21 protein-coding genes and 1 pseudogene are annotated in these 19,195 nt (G+C 54.3%); 8 read left to right on the top strand and 14 right to left on the bottom strand.

Annotated features, from left to right (window positions below; genetic code table 11):
- Position 1: 1 nt before the first annotated feature.
- Together QNH99_RS05545 and QNH99_RS05550 are read right to left on the bottom strand one after the other, a co-directional pair.
- Positions 2-244, bottom strand: a complete 243-nt coding sequence (locus tag QNH99_RS05545; protein ID WP_063880680.1) for a redoxin NrdH — start codon at positions 242-244, stop codon at positions 2-4.
- Between the two features lie 291 nt (positions 245-535).
- Positions 536-853 carry a DUF883 family protein gene (locus QNH99_RS05550; protein ID WP_241567909.1) on the bottom strand — a complete coding sequence of 106 codons (318 nt, stop codon included), beginning with the start codon at positions 851-853 and terminating at the stop codon, positions 536-538.
- 151 nt (positions 854-1,004) lie between these two features.
- Between QNH99_RS05550 and QNH99_RS05555 the strand changes: the two genes are divergently transcribed.
- The 4 genes from QNH99_RS05555 to QNH99_RS05570 all read left to right on the top strand — a co-directional run bounded on the left by QNH99_RS05555 (position 1,005) and on the right by QNH99_RS05570 (position 4,324).
- On the top strand, positions 1,005-1,340 hold the full coding sequence (locus tag QNH99_RS05555; RefSeq protein WP_063880678.1) for a DUF2002 family protein: 336 nt from the start codon (positions 1,005-1,007) through the stop codon (positions 1,338-1,340).
- 136 nt (positions 1,341-1,476) lie between these two features.
- Positions 1,477-2,883, top strand: coding sequence for an S-methylmethionine permease (mmuP, locus tag QNH99_RS05560; RefSeq protein ID WP_410517380.1), 1,407 nt, complete (start codon positions 1,477-1,479; stop codon positions 2,881-2,883).
- The gene (gene mmuM, locus QNH99_RS05565) at positions 2,873-3,808 is read left to right on the top strand and encodes a homocysteine S-methyltransferase (RefSeq protein WP_410517381.1); all 936 of its coding nucleotides are present in this window, start codon (positions 2,873-2,875) and stop codon (positions 3,806-3,808) included. The genes mmuP and mmuM overlap by 11 nt, the downstream gene beginning before the upstream one ends.
- Positions 3,809-3,904: 96 nt before the next feature.
- A complete protein-coding gene (locus QNH99_RS05570) occupies positions 3,905-4,324 on the top strand; it encodes a hypothetical protein (protein ID WP_063880675.1) in 420 nt (139 codons plus the stop codon).
- On the opposite strand, the gene speG is transcribed toward QNH99_RS05570, so the two are convergent.
- Genes speG through QNH99_RS05600 form a run of 6 tightly spaced genes read right to left on the bottom strand, consistent with a single transcriptional unit; the run spans position 4,325 to position 9,861 of the window.
- Positions 4,325-4,870 carry a spermidine N1-acetyltransferase gene (gene speG, locus QNH99_RS05575; protein ID WP_013026855.1) on the bottom strand — a complete coding sequence of 182 codons (546 nt, stop codon included), beginning with the start codon at positions 4,868-4,870 and terminating at the stop codon, positions 4,325-4,327.
- Between the two features lie 14 nt (positions 4,871-4,884).
- Positions 4,885-5,568, bottom strand: a complete 684-nt coding sequence (locus QNH99_RS05580) for an ABC transporter ATP-binding protein (RefSeq protein WP_063880674.1) — start codon at positions 5,566-5,568, stop codon at positions 4,885-4,887.
- Positions 5,561-6,391, bottom strand: coding sequence for an ABC transporter ATP-binding protein (locus QNH99_RS05585; protein WP_410517382.1), 831 nt, complete (start codon positions 6,389-6,391; stop codon positions 5,561-5,563). Before QNH99_RS05585 ends, QNH99_RS05580 begins: the two co-directional genes overlap by 8 nt.
- Complete coding sequence (locus tag QNH99_RS05590; protein WP_410517383.1) at positions 6,381-7,238, bottom strand: ABC transporter permease; 858 nt, start codon at positions 7,236-7,238, stop codon at positions 6,381-6,383. Before QNH99_RS05590 ends, QNH99_RS05585 begins: the two co-directional genes overlap by 11 nt.
- Positions 7,235-8,287 (bottom strand): ABC transporter permease, encoded by a 1,053-nt coding sequence (locus QNH99_RS05595; protein ID WP_063880671.1) that lies wholly within the window; start codon positions 8,285-8,287, stop codon positions 7,235-7,237. The genes QNH99_RS05590 and QNH99_RS05595 overlap by 4 nt, the downstream gene beginning before the upstream one ends.
- Positions 8,287-9,861, bottom strand: a complete 1,575-nt coding sequence (locus QNH99_RS05600; RefSeq protein WP_063880670.1) for an ABC transporter substrate-binding protein — start codon at positions 9,859-9,861, stop codon at positions 8,287-8,289. Before QNH99_RS05600 ends, QNH99_RS05595 begins: the two co-directional genes overlap by 1 nt.
- Before the next feature lie 649 nt (positions 9,862-10,510).
- On the opposite strand from QNH99_RS05600, the gene mgtA reads away from it, so the two are divergent.
- Positions 10,511-13,213 (top strand): magnesium-translocating P-type ATPase, encoded by a 2,703-nt coding sequence (mgtA, locus tag QNH99_RS05605; protein WP_410517384.1) that lies wholly within the window; start codon positions 10,511-10,513, stop codon positions 13,211-13,213.
- A gap of 220 nt (positions 13,214-13,433) precedes the next feature.
- Here the strand turns inward: mgtA and QNH99_RS05610 are convergent, their stop codons facing one another.
- Positions 13,434-13,565, bottom strand: a complete 132-nt coding sequence (locus QNH99_RS05610; protein ID WP_255474508.1) for a hypothetical protein — start codon at positions 13,563-13,565, stop codon at positions 13,434-13,436.
- 123 nt (positions 13,566-13,688) lie between these two features.
- Between QNH99_RS05610 and QNH99_RS05615 the strand changes: the two genes are divergently transcribed.
- The 3 genes from QNH99_RS05615 to QNH99_RS05625 all read left to right on the top strand — a co-directional run bounded on the left by QNH99_RS05615 (position 13,689) and on the right by QNH99_RS05625 (position 15,515).
- On the top strand, positions 13,689-14,468 hold the full coding sequence (locus QNH99_RS05615) for a winged helix-turn-helix domain-containing protein (RefSeq protein ID WP_410517385.1): 780 nt from the start codon (positions 13,689-13,691) through the stop codon (positions 14,466-14,468).
- The gene (locus QNH99_RS05620) at positions 14,455-14,928 is read left to right on the top strand and encodes a hypothetical protein (RefSeq protein WP_410517386.1); all 474 of its coding nucleotides are present in this window, start codon (positions 14,455-14,457) and stop codon (positions 14,926-14,928) included. Before QNH99_RS05615 ends, QNH99_RS05620 begins: the two co-directional genes overlap by 14 nt.
- A gap of 332 nt (positions 14,929-15,260) precedes the next feature.
- The gene (locus tag QNH99_RS05625; RefSeq protein ID WP_063881235.1) at positions 15,261-15,515 is read left to right on the top strand and encodes a FaeA/PapI family transcriptional regulator; all 255 of its coding nucleotides are present in this window, start codon (positions 15,261-15,263) and stop codon (positions 15,513-15,515) included.
- 3 nt (positions 15,516-15,518) lie between these two features.
- On the opposite strand, the gene QNH99_RS05630 is transcribed toward QNH99_RS05625, so the two are convergent.
- The 5 genes and pseudogenes from QNH99_RS05630 to QNH99_RS05650 all read right to left on the bottom strand — a co-directional run bounded on the left by QNH99_RS05630 (position 15,519) and on the right by QNH99_RS05650 (position 18,748).
- Positions 15,519-15,704 (bottom strand): hypothetical protein, encoded by a 186-nt coding sequence (locus tag QNH99_RS05630; protein ID WP_283350763.1) that lies wholly within the window; start codon positions 15,702-15,704, stop codon positions 15,519-15,521.
- A gap of 21 nt (positions 15,705-15,725) precedes the next feature.
- Positions 15,726-15,932: pseudogene (locus QNH99_RS05635) on the bottom strand (hypothetical protein); the annotation flags it as partial.
- Positions 15,933-15,951: 19 nt separating this feature from the next.
- On the bottom strand, positions 15,952-16,713 hold the full coding sequence (locus QNH99_RS05640; RefSeq protein ID WP_145394890.1) for an ABC transporter ATP-binding protein: 762 nt from the start codon (positions 16,711-16,713) through the stop codon (positions 15,952-15,954).
- The gene (locus QNH99_RS05645) at positions 16,713-17,750 is read right to left on the bottom strand and encodes a FecCD family ABC transporter permease (protein WP_063880664.1); all 1,038 of its coding nucleotides are present in this window, start codon (positions 17,748-17,750) and stop codon (positions 16,713-16,715) included. The genes QNH99_RS05640 and QNH99_RS05645 overlap by 1 nt, the downstream gene beginning before the upstream one ends.
- Positions 17,750-18,748: an ABC transporter substrate-binding protein gene (locus QNH99_RS05650; RefSeq protein WP_063880663.1), complete on the bottom strand. Its 999-nt coding sequence runs from the start codon at positions 18,746-18,748 to the stop codon at positions 17,750-17,752. The genes QNH99_RS05645 and QNH99_RS05650 overlap by 1 nt, the downstream gene beginning before the upstream one ends.
- Between the last annotated feature and the right edge of the window lie 447 nt (positions 18,749-19,195).

Below are 19,195 nucleotides of genomic sequence, written 5' to 3' on the forward strand. Positions count from 1 at the left end.
GCTACCCGCCGATCGCAACAGACTGAGACAGGCGGGCTATCTTGTCCGGTCGGAATCCGCTCCAGTGATCGTCACTGGTCATCACAACCGGCACCTGGCGGTAGCCCAGCGCTTTGAGGTTATCAACCGCCTCAGGTTGTGAATCAAGGTTAATCAGGTGGTAGTCAATGCCGTGGCGATCCATTGCATTTTTCGTGGCATTACACTGGACACAGTTGTTCTTAGTGTAAATAATAATGCGCATGATTCGTATTCCTCTCTCATTGCGGTGCCGCTGCGGATAACGAAGTGTATTTCCCTGAATCAGGCTTCGTCCTTGCAAACATCTTGTGGGATGACAATGAAATGAATACTAGATGTAGTGTCTTTGGCGGTCAAGCGTACTATATATAGGGTTAATCGGGGTGAGGGCGGTAAGTCAGTCGCGGCGCGGTCTGCAACGCGAAAAAAAAATTTGTAAAGCCGGTTGTGCAAAAAACAGGCACAAAAAAGCCCCGCTCAGTGAGCGAGGCCGATGATAACGATAAGGCAGGGATTAGCGGCGTGAAACCAGCAGCGCGCCCAGAACAATCCCCACGGCAGCGCCGATACCTACGCCATACCAGGGTTTGTCATGCACATAGGCATCAACCTGATAACCTGCGTCGCGGGCAACCTGTGAGACACGGTTACCGCCGCCATTGAGTTTTGCGCGGGTTTGCTTCAGTAAGGCTTCCGCCTGACTGCGTGCAGAATTAACATCATCTTTCGCTTCGCTGCCGTAAGATTTAAGCAGCGCTTCAAGTGAATCAGCCAGCTCGTTCACATCCTGATTGATATCAATGTCATCGTTTTTTTGCGTTCGATTAAACATTTTTGGCTCCCTTGTAATTAACACGTAATACTTAGTGTAGACCACGTTTTGCGTAACGAGGCGCGGAAAGGCCCTTTAGGGAAAATTCCGAATGCCCGTACAGCCATGCTGATGTAAGGTTGCGTGGCTTTTGAAGAGGAGAGGATCAAGCATGTATTTACGACCAGATGAGGTAGCGCGCGTCCTGGAAAAAGTAGGCTTTGAAGTCGATGAAATTACCCCACGTGCCTATGGCTACCGTCGTGGCGACAACTATGTTTATGTTAACCGCGAAGCCCGCATGGGGCGCACGGCGCTGATAATCCACCCAACGTTGAAAGAAAAAAGTCAGCCGTTTGCCGACCCGGCTTCCGAAATGAAAACCTGTGATCACTACACGCAGTTCCCTCTCTACCTGGCGGGTGATTCTCAGGAACATTACGGTATTCCCCACGGATTCAGTTCCCGAATGGCGCTGGAACGCTACATACAGAGCGTGTTCGACTAGCGCATCCCGCCCCGTAAACGCGGGGCAACGACCCCTTCCCGACGACGCGTTACCGCTTCGCCCGTTGCATTTCAACGCAGTGACGCGTATAAATCTGCTGCATATAGATGTTTAGACGTCCATACGGATGGAGTATATGAGCGAGCAGACGACTTCTTCGCAGGATCAATTCAAGCGAACCATGAAAGTTCGTCACCTGGTGATGTTATCGCTGGGTGGCGTTATTGGCACCGGCCTGTTTTTTAATACCGGCTACATTATTTCCACGACAGGAGCTGCAGGCACGCTGCTGGCTTATCTGATTGGCGCGCTGGTGGTCTGGCTCGTCATGGCCTGTCTGGGTGAGCTGTCGGTCGCCATGCCTGAAACGGGGGCGTTTCACGTGTATGCTGCCCGCTACCTGAGCCCGGCGACAGGTTATACCGTTGCCTGGCTGTACTGGCTGACCTGGACCGTGGCGTTGGGCTCCAGCCTCACGGCGGCAGGGTTCTGTATGCAGTACTGGTTTCCACATGTGCCGGTGTGGATATGGTGCCTGGTGTTCTGTATTGCCATCTATCTGCTCAACGTGATTTCCACCCGCTTCTTTGCCGAAGGGGAGTTCTGGTTTTCCATTATCAAAGTCATCACCATCGTTGCCTTTATCGTGCTGGGCGGTGCGGCGATGTTTGGCTTTATCCCCATGAAGGACGGCACGCCTGCGCCGGGTTTGAGTAATATTACTGCTCACGGCTGGCTGCCCAATGGCGTGTTGCCGATTCTCATGACCATGGTCGCGGTGAACTTTGCGTTTTCCGGCACCGAGTTAATTGGTATAGCCGCTGGTGAAACCGAAAATCCACAGAAAGTCGTGCCGTTGGCGATTCGCACCACCGTCGCGCGCCTGATCCTGTTCTTTGTCGGCACGGTCTTCGTGCTGGCGGCGCTGATCCCAATGGACCAGGCCGGTATCGTCAAAAGCCCCTTTGTATTGGTGTTTGAGAAGATCGGCATTCCGTGGGCGGCGGATATCATTAACTTTGTGATACTGACAGCCATCCTGTCGGCCGCTAACTCAGGTTTGTATGCCTCGGGCCGTATGCTGTGGTCGCTGGCCAATGAAAAGACCCTGCCGCGCGCTTTCGCCCGGGTCAACAAACGCGGCGTGCCGCTGCTGGCAATCACGGTCAGTATGATAGGCGGCCTGCTGGCGCTGTTCTCCAGTGTTATCGCGCCGGATACCGTGTTTGTGGCGCTGTCTGCTATCTCTGGCTTTGCGGTGGTCGCCGTGTGGCTAAGCATCTGCGCATCGCACTACGTTTTCCGCAAGCGTCATGTGCAACAGGGGAAATCGCTGCAGGATTTGGTGTACCGCGCGCCGCTGTATCCGCTCATTCCAGTCCTGGGCTTCCTGCTTTGCCTGCTGGCCTGTGTGGGGCTGGCATTCGATCCTTCGCAGCGCATCGCCCTGTGGTGCGGAATTCCGTTTGTGCTGTTTTGCTATGCCGCTTACCATGTCACGCACAAAAAAACACAGGCTAAGGAGGCCAGGGATGTCGCATAATCCTGTTGCGCACGCACTACAACAGTCTGTACCGTTGATTCTGGATGGGGCGCTGGCGACCGAGCTTGAGGCCCGAGGCTGTGATCTGGCGGATGCCTTGTGGTCTGCAAAAGTATTGATGGAAAACCCTGAGCTGATTTATCAGGTGCACTACGACTATTTTGCGGCGGGCGCGCGCTGCGCGATTACCGCCAGCTATCAGGCGACGCCGCAGGGGTTTGCGGCGCGCGGCCTGGACGAACAACAGTCTTTGGCGCTGATCGGACAAAGTGTTGAACTGGCCGCCCGCGCCCGTCGTGATTATCTGGCGACGCAGGCCGATGAAACGATCCTGCTGGTGGCCGGCTCTGTCGGACCCTACGGCGCGTTTCTGGCCGATGGTTCGGAATACCGGGGTGACTATGCGCTGCCCGAAGCCGAGATGATGGCGTTTCATCGCCCACGCATCACCGCTTTACTGGCGGCGGGCGTGGATGTGCTGGCCTGCGAAACGCTCCCTTCCTTTGCTGAAGCGCGCGCGCTGGTTGCCCTGTTAGGCGAATTCCCTGACAGCAGCGCCTGGTTCTCGTTTACGCTGCGTGATGCCGAACACATCAGCGATGGTACGCCGCTGCATGAAGTGGCCGCGTATCTGAATGCGCAGCCGCAGGTTGTCGCGATGGGGATCAACTGTATCGCGCTGGAAAGCGTTACGCCGGCCTTACAACAGCTACAGCGCCTGACAGACAAACCGCTGGTGGTGTATCCCAATTCAGGTGAGCAGTACGATGCCAGCAGTAAAACCTGGCATTCTGCCCCCTCTGGCTGCACCTTGCATGACAAGTTTACCGAGTGGCAGCAGTCCGGTGCCCGGTTAATTGGCGGCTGCTGCCGTACCTCGCCTGCAGACATCGCGGCTATTGCCCGGCATTGTCAACCGCAATAAAGCAGCAGAATCGGGCGATGATAGCCCGATTGAGACAGATGAAAAGGTGGGAAGGGCGGTTTACACTGTGCTTCCTGACTTTTATCGGACCCTTCCATGAAACAGCACATTTTGGCTCTCGCCGCCGCAATGCTCCTGAGCGGCTGCGCCACCATTGTTGGCAATGAAACCCAATCGGTCCTGATCGATTCGCAGCCGCCGGGCGCGCGTTTTACCGTGCAGGATGAAAACGGCCGTCCGGTTGCGGAAGGATACACGCCCAAAACCGTCATCCTGGAGAAATCCAACCACAGCTACTTTGGCAAGAAGCACTATTTGCTGATGCTGGAAAGCCCGGGCTATGTGCCGGTGACGGTACCGATTGAGGCCCGCGCCAACCTGTGGTACCTGCTGGGGAACATTCCACTGCTTGGCTTACCGGGCTGGTTACTGGTCGATCCGTTCTATGGAGGGATGTACAACCTGGAGCCGGAGCATCCTCGTCCTTACATGAATCCGGTTGGCGCGCGCGGCTGATTACTGGGCCGTGGGTTTGACCATGCTGCCCTGGGTTTTATGCCGTTCAAGGTACTGATGCTGGAAGATACACATCCGGATCGTATTGCGGTACTCGCCATTGATGAAGAATTCGTGTTTTAACACGCCTTCAATCTCAAAACCGAGTTTGCTGTAGATGTGGATCGCTTTCTCGTTTTCCTGATCGACAATCAGGTAGAGCTTATACAGGTTCAGTACCGAGAAACCATAATCCATCGCCAGCCGGGCGGCCTGCGTCGCCAGGCCTTTGCCCTGATGTGTCGGATCGATGATGATCTGAAACTCGGCGCGGCGGTGGACATGGTTGATCTCCACCAATTCCACCATTCCCGCTTTTTGCCCCTCATGCTCGACGACAAAACGCCGTTCGGTCTGATCGTGAATGTGCTTGTCGTAAAGATCTGACAGCTCAACAAACGCCTCATAGGGCTCTTCGAACCAGTAGCGCATGACGCTGGCGTTGTTATCTAACTGGTGCACAAAGTGCAGATCTTCTCTTTCCAGCGGGCGGAGTCTGATGGTCATCGTTTTTCCTTACGTTAGGCTGGGGCGGCAATGTGCTCAACGATCCGCCCCTGCGCCATGCGTACGGCACGGTCACACATATGGTCAATCACATCGGGATCGTGGCTGACCAGAACCATGGTCAGGCCATCCTGACGCTTGAGATCGTTAAGCAGATTGAGGATTTCAGCCTGTATTGACATATCCAGTGCTGACGTCGGCTCATCCAGCAGCAGTATTTTGGGTTGCAGCAGCAGGGCGCGAACAATCGCCACGCGCTGACGCTGGCCGCCGGACAGCTGATGAGGATAACGATCGGCTAATGCCGGGTCCAGACCCACATGGCGAAATCCGTCATGAATACGATCCGCAATGTTATCCCGCTTCAGCAGTTTTAGCGGCTCAGCCAGCGTGCGCCGCAGGCGGTGGCGAGGATGCAGGGACGCGTAAGGGTCCTGAAACACCATCTGCACTTCCTGACGCAGCGCACCGGTAAAGGTGTTGCCCGGCAGCACCGGATGTCCCGCCAGCTGCATCTCCCCCTGCCAGTGGGGATTCAGCCCGGCCATGACCCACAGCAGCGACGATTTACCACAGCCGGACGGGCCGACCAGGCCAAAGCACTCACCGGCGTTCACCTGAAGATTCACGTCATGCACCACGGTGCGAAGATCGTAACCCTGTTTGTGTGACACGCTGAGGTTATGCAGATTAATCATCGTTATTGGCCTCCAGCGCTGCACGGTCCAGCACCGGCAGCAGCTGTCCATGTGTCGCTTTACTGGGACGGCATGACCACAGCGTGCGGGTGTAAGGATGTGTCGCCTGAGGCAGGTCGGCAGCAGGCAGCGTATCCAGCACCCGACCTTTGTACATCACCATCACGCGCTCGCAGTGTTCTGACACCTGTTGCAGATCGTGGCTGATCAGCAGCAGGCCCATATTACGGGATTCAACCAGTTGGCGGATCAGCGCCAGCACCTGATCGCGCATGGCGTGATCCAGCGCGGAGGTAGGCTCATCGGCAATCAAAAAGGCAGGATCGGTAATCAGGGCGATCGCCAGCATCACGCGCTGGCCCATACCGCCTGAAAGCTGGTGCGGATAAAACTGCATCAGCGCACGCGGGTCCGGCAAACCCACCGCGTTGAGCATATCGCAGACTTTTTCTTTCCGTTCTGCTCGGCTCAGACGGCGGTGCAGAATCAGCGGTTCTTCAACCTGCCAGCCGATCGTCCGCGCCGGATTCAGCGCATACTTGGGGTCCTGCATCACCATGGCTACGCGATCACCACGAAGCTTACTCCAGCTGCGTTCATTCAGGGTCAGGGCGTTTTCACCGGCGACCTGCAGCTGGCTGGCGTGCAGATGCAGCGATGGCGACAGTAATCCCATCAAGGTGCGCGCAGTGAGTGATTTGCCGGAACCGGACTCACCGACCAGCGCCACGCGCTCACGTCCGATGGCGAAGCTGATATTATCCACCAGCGTCGCGTCGCCGCTGCGGATGCTCAGCGACTCTACAAGAATGTTATTTTGCATGTCGGGTATCCAGTCGGTCACGCAGGCCATCGCCTGTCAGATTAAAGGCCAGGCTGGCAAACAGAATGGCCGCGCCGGGTGCGGCAGCCACCCACCACTGGTCAAAGATCACCTTACTGCCTTCTGCCACCATGGAACCCCACTCGGCGGTAGGCGGTTGCACGCCCATGCCCAGGAAGCCCAGTCCGGCTGCGGCCAGGATAATCCCGCCCAGGCTGAGTGCGGCCCGCACCACCGCCGTGGGCAGGCACAGTGGCAGAATATGGCCGAACATCAGGCGAAAACCGGTAATTCCCTGCATACGGGCGGCGGCCAGATAGTCACTGCGCCGCAGGGACAGCGTTTCGGCTCGCGCCTGACGGGCAAACGGCGGCCAACTGGTCAGTGCCAGTGCCAGCGCGCCATTCATCAGTCCCGGCCCCATTATCGCGACCAGCGCCAGCGCAATCACCAGATTGGGCAGCGACAGAAAAATATCGGTAATGCGCATTAACACGCGCTCGGTCCAGCCGCCCACATAACCGGCGGTAATCCCCACCAGTAAGCCGACCGGAATGGTCAGGATCAGAATTAACGAGACCAGCAGCAGCGTAGGACGCGCGCCATAAATCACCCGGGACAGCAGGTCGCGGCCAAAACCGTCGGTGCCAAACCAGTGTGCAGCCGAAGGCGGCAGCAACCGGCTGGAGATGGTTTGCAGATTCGGATCGTACGGCGCGATCAGCGGGGCCAGCAGTGCCATCAGAATGACAATAGCCACCAGCGTTAACCCAATGGTTAACGAGGTAATCCGGCGGCGACTGTGGCGTGGTCGCACCGTTTCAAGTTCAGTGAGTTGTTGCGTCATCGTGTTCTCGGGTCGGTTAACCAGGTAAGGGCATCCGCCAGCGCGTTAATCAGGATAAAGCAGCCGCCGATCAGTAAGGTGGCACCTAAAATCGCCGGCACATCGCCAGAGAAAAGCGCATTGGTCATGTAGCGGCCCACGCCGGGCCAGGCAAACACGGTTTCCGTCAGGACCGAGCCTTCCAGCAGCGTGGCGTAAGAGAGGGCAATCACGGTAATCAACGTACCAAGCACGTTAGGGAAGATATGACGCAGCAGAATACGCACCCGGCCCGCGCCTTTAGCACGCGCCAGCACCACATACTCTTTGCTGCTCTCTTCCAGCAGCGCGGCGCGCAGCAATCGTGTAATGCCTGCCATCGCCAGCAGACCCAGGATCACTACCGGTAACCATAAGTGCGCGACGGCGTTCCAGAATATCTCCCGGTCACCTGACAGCCAGCTGTCAATCAGCACGAAGCCGGTTTTCGGCTCCAGCGTATAGGCCCAGATATCATCCAGTCGACCCGGCCCGGCAGACCAGTGCAGCACCGCGTAAAACAGCAACAGGCCCAGCAGGCCCAGCCAGAAGACCGGCACGGAGTAACCCAGCAGGGAGATAAAACGGGCGACGTTATCAATCACGCTGCCGGGTTTCCAGGCGGCCAGCAGTGCCAGCAAGACGCCAAACACCACGGCAAAAATCATCGCGCAGGTGGCCAGCTCAATGGTTGCCGGAAACGTCTGGAGCAGGTCGCTGCTGACAGGCTGGTTGGTCAGACGGGAAACCCCAAGGTCGCCGCGCAACAGGTGCTCGACGTAGTGCCAGAACTGCATCAGTACCGGTTGATCCAGCCCAAGGTCGTGACGCACCTGCGCATAGGTCGCTTCGCTGGCATGATCGCCTGCTATCTGCTGTACCGGATCGATAGGGGACAGATGCGACAGCATAAAGGTGAACGCCAGTAACCCCAGCAGGGTGATCACCAGCGACAGTAAGCCTGATGAAAGGCGGCCAACGCGCCGCCAAATATGCCGGGAGGACCCGGCAGAAGAGGCAGAGTGTGCCATTACTTCGTAACCTGCGAATAGTAAACCATGTCCGGGTTGATGCCCTGAACGTAGCCCTTGAGATTGTCGCGCAGGGCGATAAGGTTTTTCGCCTGCAGGCCAATCACATAAGGGGAGCTTTTCAGCACTTCACGCTGCATGGCCTGGTAGAGCGCAACGCGTTTTTTCGGATCGCTCTCGGCGGTCGCCGCCAGAACCTGCTTGTTCAGCTCCGGGATATGCCAGTCGGAACGGTAAGCAATCGTCTTGCTGCCATCTTCCGGGTTATAGGCAAAGGACGCGGCGTTGGTATTGGGATCAAAGTAGTCCGCGCCCCAGGCATTCAGCGTGCCTTCGTAGTTATGCGCTTTTACGCGCGTCGAGACTTCAGAACTGAGTCCCGGTAACACGTCGACTTTCACGCCGCCCTTGGCAAAGCTGCCCTGCAGGGCCTGCGCGATGTCGAGGTAAGGTGGCTGATTGCTGGTGGACAGGGTGAAGCTGACGTTGGTCAGGCCCGCTTTTTTCAGAATCGCTTTCGCTTTTTCAGGATCGTAACTGTAAGGCGTATCGTTTAGCGCACCGAGAAAACCTTTCGGCAGAAATGTCTGGTGAACATCGAACTGTCCTTTCAGCAACTGACCGGCAATGCCTTTATAGTCGAACAGGTAACGTGCCGCTTCCCAGAAGGCGGGGTTTTTAAGCGCGGCATTGTTTTTGTTGCCTACGTTGAACTGGATGTAATACAGCGAGGCCATCGGAAAGGCTTCGGTGGTCACGCCGCTTTTGCCTTTAAGCGAGGCGATCTGGTCTGCGCCCAGATTACGGGCAATGTCCGCATCACCCTGCTCAAGCAGTAAACGACGGGCAGCCGGTTCCGGCACGTTCTTAATCAGAATATTTTTGATCTTTGGCGCACCCGCCGGCGACGTCGGGTTGGCGGTCAGGATAACGGCCTGGTGCATGACTACCTTGCGGATCTGGTACGGGCCGCTCCCGGCGGAATTGGTCGCCAGCCAGCCGTTGCCAAAATCGCCTTTAGTGGCATGTGCCGTCACGGTCTTTTCATCCACAATGGAGGAGACCGGGGCAGAGAGCAGGCTCAGTACGTAGGCCGGGCTGACGTCGGCAGTCCAGCTGATTTGCACATGGTCGTCATCGACCTTTTTAAGGAAGCCATCCACGTTATCTTTGTTCCAGCCAAGCTGGGTAAGAATAAAGGAGGGATCAAGATTCAGTTTCACAACACGGCCCAGCGAGAAGATCACATCTTCCGGACGCAGCGGGTTACCGCTGGAAAACGTCGCGCCTTTACGTAACGCAAACGTCAGGCTGCGGTTGTCACTGCCTGGCTGCCAGGAGGTTGCCAGCGTCGGTTTTAAGTCGGTCGGATTTTGCGGATCGGACTGAACGAGGCGCTGATAAATGTTGGTAAAAGCCTGTACGCTGGTGAGTTCAAATCCTTTAGCCGGATCGAAGCTGTCGGCATCGTCGGTCGACTGAACCACGACCAGCGTGTCTTTCGGTGTGGCAGCGTTTACGCTAAAGGCGGTGGCCAGTGACAAGGCCAGTAGTGATGGAATTATTTTTTTCATGGAAAATCCTTGCCTGAGAAAGTAACGCGAGTGTACGAAAGGGCTCATGCAAAGAATAGTCCATTATGGGCTAATGATATGCAAAAAAGTTATAACCAATGCAGGACGGTTATAAGACGAAATGAAAATCGCAGGGTGTAACAGAAACGGTTAATAAACGAAACGCCGGTTAAACGGCTATTTTTCTTTACCCGCCGGGTGCGGCGTTTATACTACGTCAAAATAGTTGCAGGAGTCATACATTGGACAGTCACCCTAAATACGATTTAACTCCGGCAAGCTAACTGCATTTCGCTGCTTGCCACCTGGCGGGCAGCAATCCCCTCTGTAGGTTTCGATTGCTCTCCTTAAAATAAACGCTGTAGTCACCGCGAGAGCACGCTATGTTGATGTATATTCTGGCACTTTTTCCTCCGCCTCGACAGGCGTAGCTGCGGGCTGCGCACCCTTTCACATTTCGTCTTCCTTTGCTTTGCGTTTATTTCGCAAGGTCCGACCTATGGCGGCCTGATATTACGGCTGCGCGGCGGGAATTATTTACCTGTCCTGAAAGGCGGACACCTTAAATAAACCGGTCATCACCGGAAAACCGGGCATGCATTATTACGCATGCAGGATATCTGTTGCTTTAAATCAGGGAGATGTCGACATGAGCGACATGAAAATCGAACAAGCCGCAAGGGTTTATAACGCGCAACGTTCAGTAAAAAAATCAAAAACACCTTATGCCATCGAGCGCGAAGCACGCCATCGCACCGATGTGACGCTCAGCAATCTGCACAGCAGCTATGAAGGACTGACGCACGCAGAAGCCAAAGCGCGACTCGGCGACTATGGCCGGAATGAAGTCGTGCACGAGAAAGCGCCTTCTGCATTTATCCAGTTGATTACGGCATTCAATAATCCGTTTATTTATGTGCTGATGGTACTGGCGCTGGTGAGCGGGATAACGGATTACTGGCTGCCGTTACGTGCCGGTGAGGAAACCGATCTTTCCGGCGTGATAATTATTCTGACCATGGTTACGCTCAGCGGGCTGTTGCGTTTCTGGCAGGAGTTTCGCACCAATCGCGCGGCCCAGGCACTGAAATCCCTGGTTCGCACTCAGGTCACCGTGCTGCGTCGGGAAGAGGGCTGTGCCATCTCCCGTCGCTACGATATTGATATGCGCGAACTGGTGCCAGGCGATGTCATTTTACTGAGCGCGGGGGATCTGGTGCCGGCTGACGTACGCTTGCTGACCTCACGCGATCTGTTTATCAGTCAGGCGATCCTGACCGGTGAATCCTTGCCTGTGGAAAAAAACGATCTCAGCGCTGGCGTGGAGATCGAAGAGCAACCCGGTCGCAGCGTACTTGAACTCAAAAACAGCTGCCTGATGGGGACCAATGTTGCCAGCGGCACGGCCAGAGCGCTGGTCGTCGCCACCGGCAGTGAAACCTGGTTTGGTTCGCTGGCGGCCTCATTGTCTGGTCGCCGGCCGCAAACGTCATTTGACCGCGGTGTGAACAGCGTTTCCAGGCTCCTCATCCGTTTTATGCTGGTGATGGTGCCGATCGTCTTACTGCTTAATGGCTTCACCAAAGGTGACTGGATGGATGCCACGCTGTTTGCGCTGGCCGTCGCGGTGGGCCTGACACCGGAAATGCTGCCCATGATTGTCAGTGCCAATCTGGCAAAAGGCGCCATTGCCATGTCACGCCGCAAGGTCATTGTTAAACGCCTGAACGCCATTCAGAACCTGGGAGCAATGGATGTGCTCTGTACCGATAAAACCGGCACGCTGACGCAGGACAATATTTTGCTGTCGGCGCATCTTAACGGCAACGGCGAAGAAGATGCGCGAGTCTTGCTGCTGGCATGGCTTAACAGCAGCAGCCAGAGTGGGGCAAAAAATTTAATGGATCGCGCGGTACTGAAATTTGGCGAGCAAAGCCTGTCTAAAGCCGCGTGCAGTCAGTTTCAGAAAGTCGACGAGCTACCCTTTGACTTTGTCCGCCGTCGTGTGTCGGTAGTGGTGGAAGATCTGCATAACCATCGTCCGTTGTTGATCTGCAAAGGTGCGGTAGAAGAAATGCTGGCAGCGGCGACCTCGTTGCGCCAGGGCGATGCGACGATTCCACTGTGCGAGCAAAAGCGTGCAGAGTTGTTAGCGCTGACCCGTCATTACAATCAGCAGGGTTTTCGTGTGCTGCTGGTCGCTACGCGCGAGGAGGGAATATCGCTGCCGCTGTGCCGCGATGATGAGTGCGAATTAACCCTTGAAGGCATGCTGACGTTTCTGGACCCACCGAAAGAGAGCGCGGGCAAGGCAATCCAGGCGCTGAAAGACAGCGGGATTAAGGTCAAAGTGCTTACTGGCGATAACCCGTTAGTGACAATGCGTGTCTGTCAGGAAATTGGGCTGGCTTCAGAAGCCATGCTGACCGGCAACGACATCGACGCCATGAGTGACGACGAACTGCGTCGGGACGTAGAACGCTGCATGATTTTTACCAAACTCACGCCTCAGCAGAAGTCACGTGTGCTTAAACTGCTGCAGCAAAATGGACACACCGTCGGCTTTCTTGGCGACGGGATCAACGATGCGCCCGCACTGCGCGAGGCGGATGTCGGGATCTCGGTCGACAGCGCGACAGATATCGCCAAAGAGTCATCGGACATTATTTTGCTGGAAAAAGACTTAGCGGTATTGGGTGAGGGCGTGCTGAAAGGGCGTGAAACCTTTGGCAATATCATCAAGTACCTGAACATGACGGCCAGTTCAAATTTTGGCAATGTGTTCTCCGTGCTGATTGCCAGTGCGTTTATTCCTTTTCTGCCTATGCTGTCTGTTCAGCTCCTGATTCAGAACCTGATGTATGACATCTCTCAGCTGGCGCTGCCCTGGGATAAAATGGACCGCGAGTTTCTGCGTAAACCCCGCAAATGGGATGCCGGTAACATCAAACGCTTTATGCTGTGGATGGGGCCAACGTCTTCCATTTTCGATGTCACGACCTTTGCGTTGATGTGGTATGTGTTTGGCGCGAATCATGCGGGTGCACAGTCGCTGTTCCAGTCCGGCTGGTTTGTTGAAGGCTTACTGTCACAGACGCTGGTGGTGCACATGCTACGCACGCAGAAAATCCCGTTTATTCAGAGTTGTGCCAGGTTACCCGTGCTGTTGACCACCGTGGGGATTTCCGCCGCCGGGATTCTGCTGCCATTCTCTTCGCTTGGCGCTATGGTCGGGTTAGTGCCGCTGCCATGGCACTATTTCCCCTGGCTGGTGCTGACGTTGTTGAGCTACTGCCTGGTGGCGCAGGGCATGAAAATGTTTTATATCAAACGTTTTGGGCGCTGGTATTAATCCCCCAGCTAGCGGTAAACCCATAACCTAATCAACCGCAGGTGGATGTCAGCATCGTTTCGCCCAGGCATCCACCTGTCTTCCCGCAAAATCCCAGCGTTTTTCTGCATTGCACACGTTGTTATGGATCAATTTATCAAAAGCGATGCCATAAATGTAAACCAGCCGTTAGTCATTCCCTCTCTCCCGTCGGATTTCTCTGATACAATTTGCGAAAAATTCACCGCCCCAGCGTCGGGGAATCTTCAGGTAAGCCGATATCTGCTATACCGCGTCCACCACAGCGGGCGTGGGTCGTTAACATTCCGTGTTGGTCTTCACGACGATAAGGCTGCTGTATCTGAATACGCATTTATCGTTCGGGCATGGTGCTCTACAGCGAATAATTGCGCGTCTTTCCCTGAGCAGATAAAGGTTCGTTGCCACGTATGTGTTTTTTATGGGTTATCCACGCTGTTTGTTGCCGGAGGACAGAATGCAACAGACAGAGTATGTGATTGATGAGTTGGTTCGGTATATACCGGCTCAGAGTTTGCTGTGTCTGGTGGATTCCAGCGAAACCAGCGTGCCGTTATCGCCGGCCTGCAACCATTTACTGGAAATGTTTCTGAAAAGCTCCGGCGTCGTGCTGTCCCGGGAACAGATTCTGGATAACTTCTGGCAAGAAACGGGCGCAACGCCATCTTCTAACAGCCTGAATGCTTACGTTTCAGCAATACGGCGTGGGTTGTCCTCTCTTGGCATCGATCAGGAGGCGATCACCACCGTCTACAAAGTGGGGTTCGTTTTTAATCCGGTTATCCGTATCCACAAAACGGAAATCCAGCCTGAGTCTTCCACGGAGGACATTCCTCCCGCCTCCTTACCGGTTACACGCCGCAGCGCGCGTCGTTACTGGGTGTTTTTCGGCATCCTGGTGCTGGTGGGGGCTGGATTTCTGCTCCCGCAGCTCATAAGAGAAAAGACGATGACGCCCATCAGCGTCGGCCAACTTAACGGCTGTGATGTGTTTTATCTCCCGGTTCACCCTGGAGAATCGACGTTTCCGACTGAAGCGGTGTGGCGCAAAATAATTGCGAGTAGCCAGATGGCCTGTCAGAAGGGCGGTCGGTATATGTTTTATGCCGACAGGAATGTTATGGCCGGACACCCTGGCAACATGTATGTCTCTTACTGCGTCAGAACAGAGAACAAAAAAATAGCATGCTCAAATTATACAGAGCTGGGATGGAGGCCGGACAATGACAACCCGTAAAAAACGCCTTGCCTCGTTGCTGGGTCTGATAACTGTCTTAGTGGGCTTGCTGGTTTATATCAGCTATTACTACGTTAAATCGCACCGTGAAATGTTTGAATTTACCTGTGCGGCCAATTTACAACAGCGCGATGCGACCACCGACTTTCATCTGGATGCCAGCTTTGTGCTGACGCTACGTTATTCAGGCGAGGCAATGGTCTCTGTTGATGGCACCGTGCATAAAAACGGTAAAGATTACGTATTAAGACGTAATGCGGAGTTCCAGTATTCTCCCTATATCCAGTTTCTTTATAAACTCAATCATTTCACCGTCCACCGGGGGCTGCGGGATAATGTGCCTGCTAACGTCCTGAATACTGATTTTTCTTACCTCTATATCACCAAAATAACCGATATGGATGATGCGGTATTAATTGGCACACGCGTTTTACCGCTCATTGTCTGCCATACACGCTAACTGATTTACCCAACGTGCACGTTATAGCGGGCTGCATAAAACGCGGCACGTTCGCCTGAGTGCGCGCTTTTTTTTCTTTTCTGGTGCGCCTTGCGCGAGCTTCATGTCGTCTTTTTCAGATGATAGTTTTGTATTTATTTATAAAATTAGAATTTTGTATCTAATATTGGTCTAGTTTAAGTGTTTGTGGTTGTCCTTTGGCGTCATTGTTAAATTAAGCCGTCGGTAAGATTGCCGTCAGTGAGGTTTGTTGCTGTTACAGACAGGCGATCTTATCCGGGCGTTTAATTTCTTCAATGAAGTCAGGTTTTGACCTTTATACGGAGCCAGCGATGAAAAATTTAGCATATAAAATTCAGTGTGAGGCGAAATGGAATCAGCTTCAGGAAACGGAAAGAAAACCCAAAATGAAAGACGTGATGATGTGCCTGATTAAACGTCAGGCTGAAGGCATTGTGACCCGGGACGTTGCGGATGAATGTGATATGTCTATTTATGCCGCGAGAAACTGGTTACTGAAGCTGGAAAACAGTGGCTTATTAAAAAAAGAGCCAGGACGTAAATCCTGCAAATGGTTCATCCTTTAATAATTAATACATCTTATCTCTGTTCTTATAAAATACGCGGTGCGATCTGGCCTGCCTTTTATTCTTTAATGGGCGACAAATAATCAGCAGGGCGACAGCACTCAGAAAAGGGAAAATAGCCAGTTGTAACCCGGCCAGGGTGGCTTCTGGAGACGGCGTCAGCACAGCATTTAGCGGGTTGCCCATCATGACATTTCCGGCCAGCGCAGCGCCCTCGACCTGAAACATCTCCTGTTGCGCGAAGGTGCGCAGCCCCAGGAGCAATCCACTCAGGCTGCCCGACAGGCGCATATCATTGCGCAGAAAGAGCGCCAGAAAGGGCACCCGCGCATAGAAGCCGATAGCAAAGACAAACTGGCTGGCTGGCAGAGCCGACGTCCATAAGCCTGGAGGCGCGGCGGTAACGGTGACACAGATTTAAAAACGCAGCGCAGCGTCAGGCATAGTAATGAATATGCTTCTTGCCATGTACTGGCGATGGCTCAATTTTAGCTCTGACCTTGAACACCTCCCACAGCAGGGATTCGGTCAGGATCTCATCTGGCGATCCCTGGGCAATCAGTTCCCCCTCCAGCATCACAATCAGCCGATCACAGAAGAGTGCCGCATGATTCAGATCGTGGATGGCAACAATACTGGTAACCGGAAGTTCGCTGATCAGCTTCATCAACTGGAGTTGATGGTGAATATCCAGGTGGTTAGTGGGTTCATCAAGCAGAATTTCATTGGGTGCCTGCGCTAACGCTCTGGCGATATGCACGCGCTGCCGCTCCCCACCGGAAAGACTTTGCCAGCCCTGATCGCAGCGTGAGCACATATCCACGCGCTTCAGGGCGGCTTCGACTATCTCGTCGTCCTGATGTGTCCAACTGGAAAAAGGCGAATGATGCGGGATTCGACCCAGTTTCACCACGTCACGCACGGTCATATTGGCGCTGGTTAACGCATGTTGCTCCACAAAGGCAACGCGACGGGCAAGTTGCTTTCTGGCAATGGATGACAGATCTTTGCCGTCCAGCAGTACCTTGCCTTTATGTTGCTTACGCAGGCCAGCCAGCAGGCGCAACAGTGACGACTTACCGGAGCCGTTCGGGCCCAGCAAACCCACGGTTTCGCCCGGTGACACCGCCAGGGAGACATCGTTAACGATAATTTTTTTCCCTACCTTCCAGGTAAGGTTTTGCGCGCTGATGCTCATTATTGCGTCCTGGAGCGATAAATAATAATTGCAAAGAAAGGCACGCCGACCAGCGCGGTGACTACGCCAACCGGCAGGCTTTGTGGCGCAATCAACATGCGCGATGCGATATCCGCCAGCACCATGAGAATTGCGCCCGCAATGGCACAGGCCACCAGCAACCGGCTGTGCAGCGGCCCAAAAAAGAAACGCATCACATGGGGAACGACCAAACCGACAAAGCCAATCGAGCCTGCCATGCTGACAATCGTGGCGGTCATCAGGGCGGTCGCGGTGAACAGCACCAGACGGACCACGCCGACCGGAATACCCAGCGAGGCCGCTGCGTCGTCACCAAAGGTAAAGGCATCCAGCGCGCGGGAGTAGTACAGGCAGACCGCTAAGCCGATCAGCACAATCACCAGAACCAACTGAAACTCAGGCCAGCGCACGCCACTAAAGCTGCCCAGCAGCCAGAACATCACGTCACGTGCCTGTTGGGCGTTAGCCGAGGTACTGATAGTGTAAGCGGTAATGGCATTAAAGAGCTGCGATGCCGCCACACCGGCCAGAATGGTACGTTCTGTTCCGCCGCGCGCGCCGTTGGTCAGCAGAGCAACAAACGCAAAAGCGGCAAAGGCACCGGTAAAGGCACCCAGAGACAGAGAGATGGCGCCGGCCCCGACGCCCGATACCACGATTAACACCGCACCTGTTGATGCGCCAGCCGAAACGCCCAGCACATAGGGTTCGGCCAGCGCATTTTTCAACAGGCTCTGCAGGACGGCGCCGCAAATGGCCAGGCCCGCACCGCTCAGCGCCGCAACCAATGCCCGGCTTAAACGGAAATCCCAGATAACGCTTTCATGAATGCGATTAACGGGCACATCCGTCATACCCAGTTTATTGGTCACGGTGTACATCACCGATTTCAACGGTATCGACAGTTCGCCCACGCTGACGCCCAGCGCGATAACGACAAACAGCACGACGATGGCGATGAGCGCGATAGCAATAAAGCTCACATTACGTCGCACCAGCACAACCTCTTCACGCATTAATTCAGGCCCATCTTACGTAACTGTTCGCCAACCTGTTCTGCACCATAAATTGTCCGGATCGTCGGGTTCATCGCCTGACCGTCCATCACCACAATATGGCCTTTCTTCACGGCATCCAGCTGGCTGACCGCCGGGTCGCTTTTCAGGAACTTGATCTTTTCTTCGGCGTTATCCAGTTTCCAGCGGTTACGGTCAAGGCTGGTGACCACGATGACATCCGGATTGGTGGCAATAATGCTTTCCCAGCTCACGGTGGGCCACTCGGTTTCCGTGGTAATCGCGTTATGACCGCCTAACACATTGGCAATAAAACCCGATGCGCCGTTTTTACCACCCACGTAAGCATCGGCAGACGGCGAGGAACTGGAGAACCAAAACAGGAAGGAGAGATCTTTTTTGCCTTTCGGGAAGGCTTTTCTCAGGGCGCTTTCGCGGGCTTTGAAGTCGTTGATCACCTGCTGGCCGCGATCTTCTACGTTAAAGATTTTGGCAAAATCGGCAATCTCTTCATAAACGTAGGACATATTCCACAGCGTGGCACGGCTACCGTAAATGTCGCCGGTGTTCTGTTTGGTGGCACACATGCCCGGAGACAGATAGGTATTCATCCCCACTGACTCAAAGTCTTCACGTTTGGCAACCTTGCTGTTAGGCCCCATCAGCAACTGAATCTGTGCGGCAACAAAGTCGGGATTCTTCGCCAGGATGGACTCCAGCGTGGGGATCTCCACCGTCAGTACCGGCACTTTGGCGTTTTGTTCCGCTAACTGGGGTAAGACTTTGGTCGGCCAGAATGCGCTGGCAACCATTTTATCCTGCAGTCCCAGCAACAGCAGAATCTCAGCGGTATTCTGCCCAAGCGCCACCACGCGTTCGGGTGCCTTAGTAAAGGTTTCTTTCTGACCACAGTTTTCAATCGTCAGAGGATAAGTGGTTGCCCAGGCGGAACTCGTCGTCAGGAAAATAAAACTCAACAGGCTAAGCATTTTTTTCATTTGTTTTGTCCATCAATAAAATGAGACTGCGTGCTTTTAACATTCTGGCGCGGCGAATTTTATCAGACATAAAATGTAAATAGAAATCATTATTAAATGGGTTATCTTTTTGCCGAAATGTATAAAAATAACTTGAGTGATTAAAGGGAGGTAACCTGACCGGTGGATATAGAAATAAATAACATTGAGCTAAAACAGGGGCGTAAATAATCCGCAGAAGTGAAGGTGGTGATGATTAACCTTATGATAGATAAAATAATATTAACCATATGAAACGTGATAAACGCGACGGCAGGGCGTTCCGGGGCGCGGGTTGACCCGGCCGCAGGTGCGTACAGCGCCAAATGACCTGGCTGCTGGCTGGGCAGCGTCCGCAACGCTATCGGCAGGGCCCGTCTGCTCCATCTCTGCTCCATCATCCACACAAACTCCAGCAATCTATTCTGC

Source organism: Pantoea allii (genome assembly GCF_046529425.1).
Lineage (GTDB): Bacteria > Pseudomonadota > Gammaproteobacteria > Enterobacterales > Enterobacteriaceae > Pantoea > Pantoea allii.

Coding starts and splice junctions, on each gene's coding strand:
- QNH99_RS05545 (WP_063880680.1), bottom strand. CDS start 244: ATGCGCATTATTATTTACACTAAGAACAACTGTGTCCAGTGTAATGCC.
- QNH99_RS05550 (WP_241567909.1), bottom strand. CDS start 853: ATGTTTAATCGAACGCAAAAAAACGATGACATTGATATCAATCAGGAT.
- QNH99_RS05555 (WP_063880678.1), top strand. CDS start 1,005: ATGTATTTACGACCAGATGAGGTAGCGCGCGTCCTGGAAAAAGTAGGC.
- mmuP (WP_410517380.1), top strand. CDS start 1,477: ATGAGCGAGCAGACGACTTCTTCGCAGGATCAATTCAAGCGAACCATG.
- mmuM (WP_410517381.1), top strand. CDS start 2,873: ATGTCGCATAATCCTGTTGCGCACGCACTACAACAGTCTGTACCGTTG.
- QNH99_RS05570 (WP_063880675.1), top strand. CDS start 3,905: ATGAAACAGCACATTTTGGCTCTCGCCGCCGCAATGCTCCTGAGCGGC.
- speG (WP_013026855.1), bottom strand. CDS start 4,870: ATGACCATCAGACTCCGCCCGCTGGAAAGAGAAGATCTGCACTTTGTG.
- QNH99_RS05580 (WP_063880674.1), bottom strand. CDS start 5,568: ATGATTAATCTGCATAACCTCAGCGTGTCACACAAACAGGGTTACGAT.
- QNH99_RS05585 (WP_410517382.1), bottom strand. CDS start 6,391: ATGCAAAATAACATTCTTGTAGAGTCGCTGAGCATCCGCAGCGGCGAC.
- QNH99_RS05590 (WP_410517383.1), bottom strand. CDS start 7,238: ATGACGCAACAACTCACTGAACTTGAAACGGTGCGACCACGCCACAGT.
- QNH99_RS05595 (WP_063880671.1), bottom strand. CDS start 8,287: ATGGCACACTCTGCCTCTTCTGCCGGGTCCTCCCGGCATATTTGGCGG.
- QNH99_RS05600 (WP_063880670.1), bottom strand. CDS start 9,861: ATGAAAAAAATAATTCCATCACTACTGGCCTTGTCACTGGCCACCGCC.
- mgtA (WP_410517384.1), top strand. CDS start 10,511: ATGAGCGACATGAAAATCGAACAAGCCGCAAGGGTTTATAACGCGCAA.
- QNH99_RS05610 (WP_255474508.1), bottom strand. CDS start 13,565: ATGCGTATTCAGATACAGCAGCCTTATCGTCGTGAAGACCAACACGGA.
- QNH99_RS05615 (WP_410517385.1), top strand. CDS start 13,689: ATGCAACAGACAGAGTATGTGATTGATGAGTTGGTTCGGTATATACCG.
- QNH99_RS05620 (WP_410517386.1), top strand. CDS start 14,455: ATGACAACCCGTAAAAAACGCCTTGCCTCGTTGCTGGGTCTGATAACT.
- QNH99_RS05625 (WP_063881235.1), top strand. CDS start 15,261: ATGAAAAATTTAGCATATAAAATTCAGTGTGAGGCGAAATGGAATCAG.
- QNH99_RS05630 (WP_283350763.1), bottom strand. CDS start 15,704: ATGATGGGCAACCCGCTAAATGCTGTGCTGACGCCGTCTCCAGAAGCC.
- QNH99_RS05640 (WP_145394890.1), bottom strand. CDS start 16,713: ATGAGCATCAGCGCGCAAAACCTTACCTGGAAGGTAGGGAAAAAAATT.
- QNH99_RS05645 (WP_063880664.1), bottom strand. CDS start 17,750: ATGCGTGAAGAGGTTGTGCTGGTGCGACGTAATGTGAGCTTTATTGCT.
- QNH99_RS05650 (WP_063880663.1), bottom strand. CDS start 18,748: ATGAAAAAAATGCTTAGCCTGTTGAGTTTTATTTTCCTGACGACGAGT.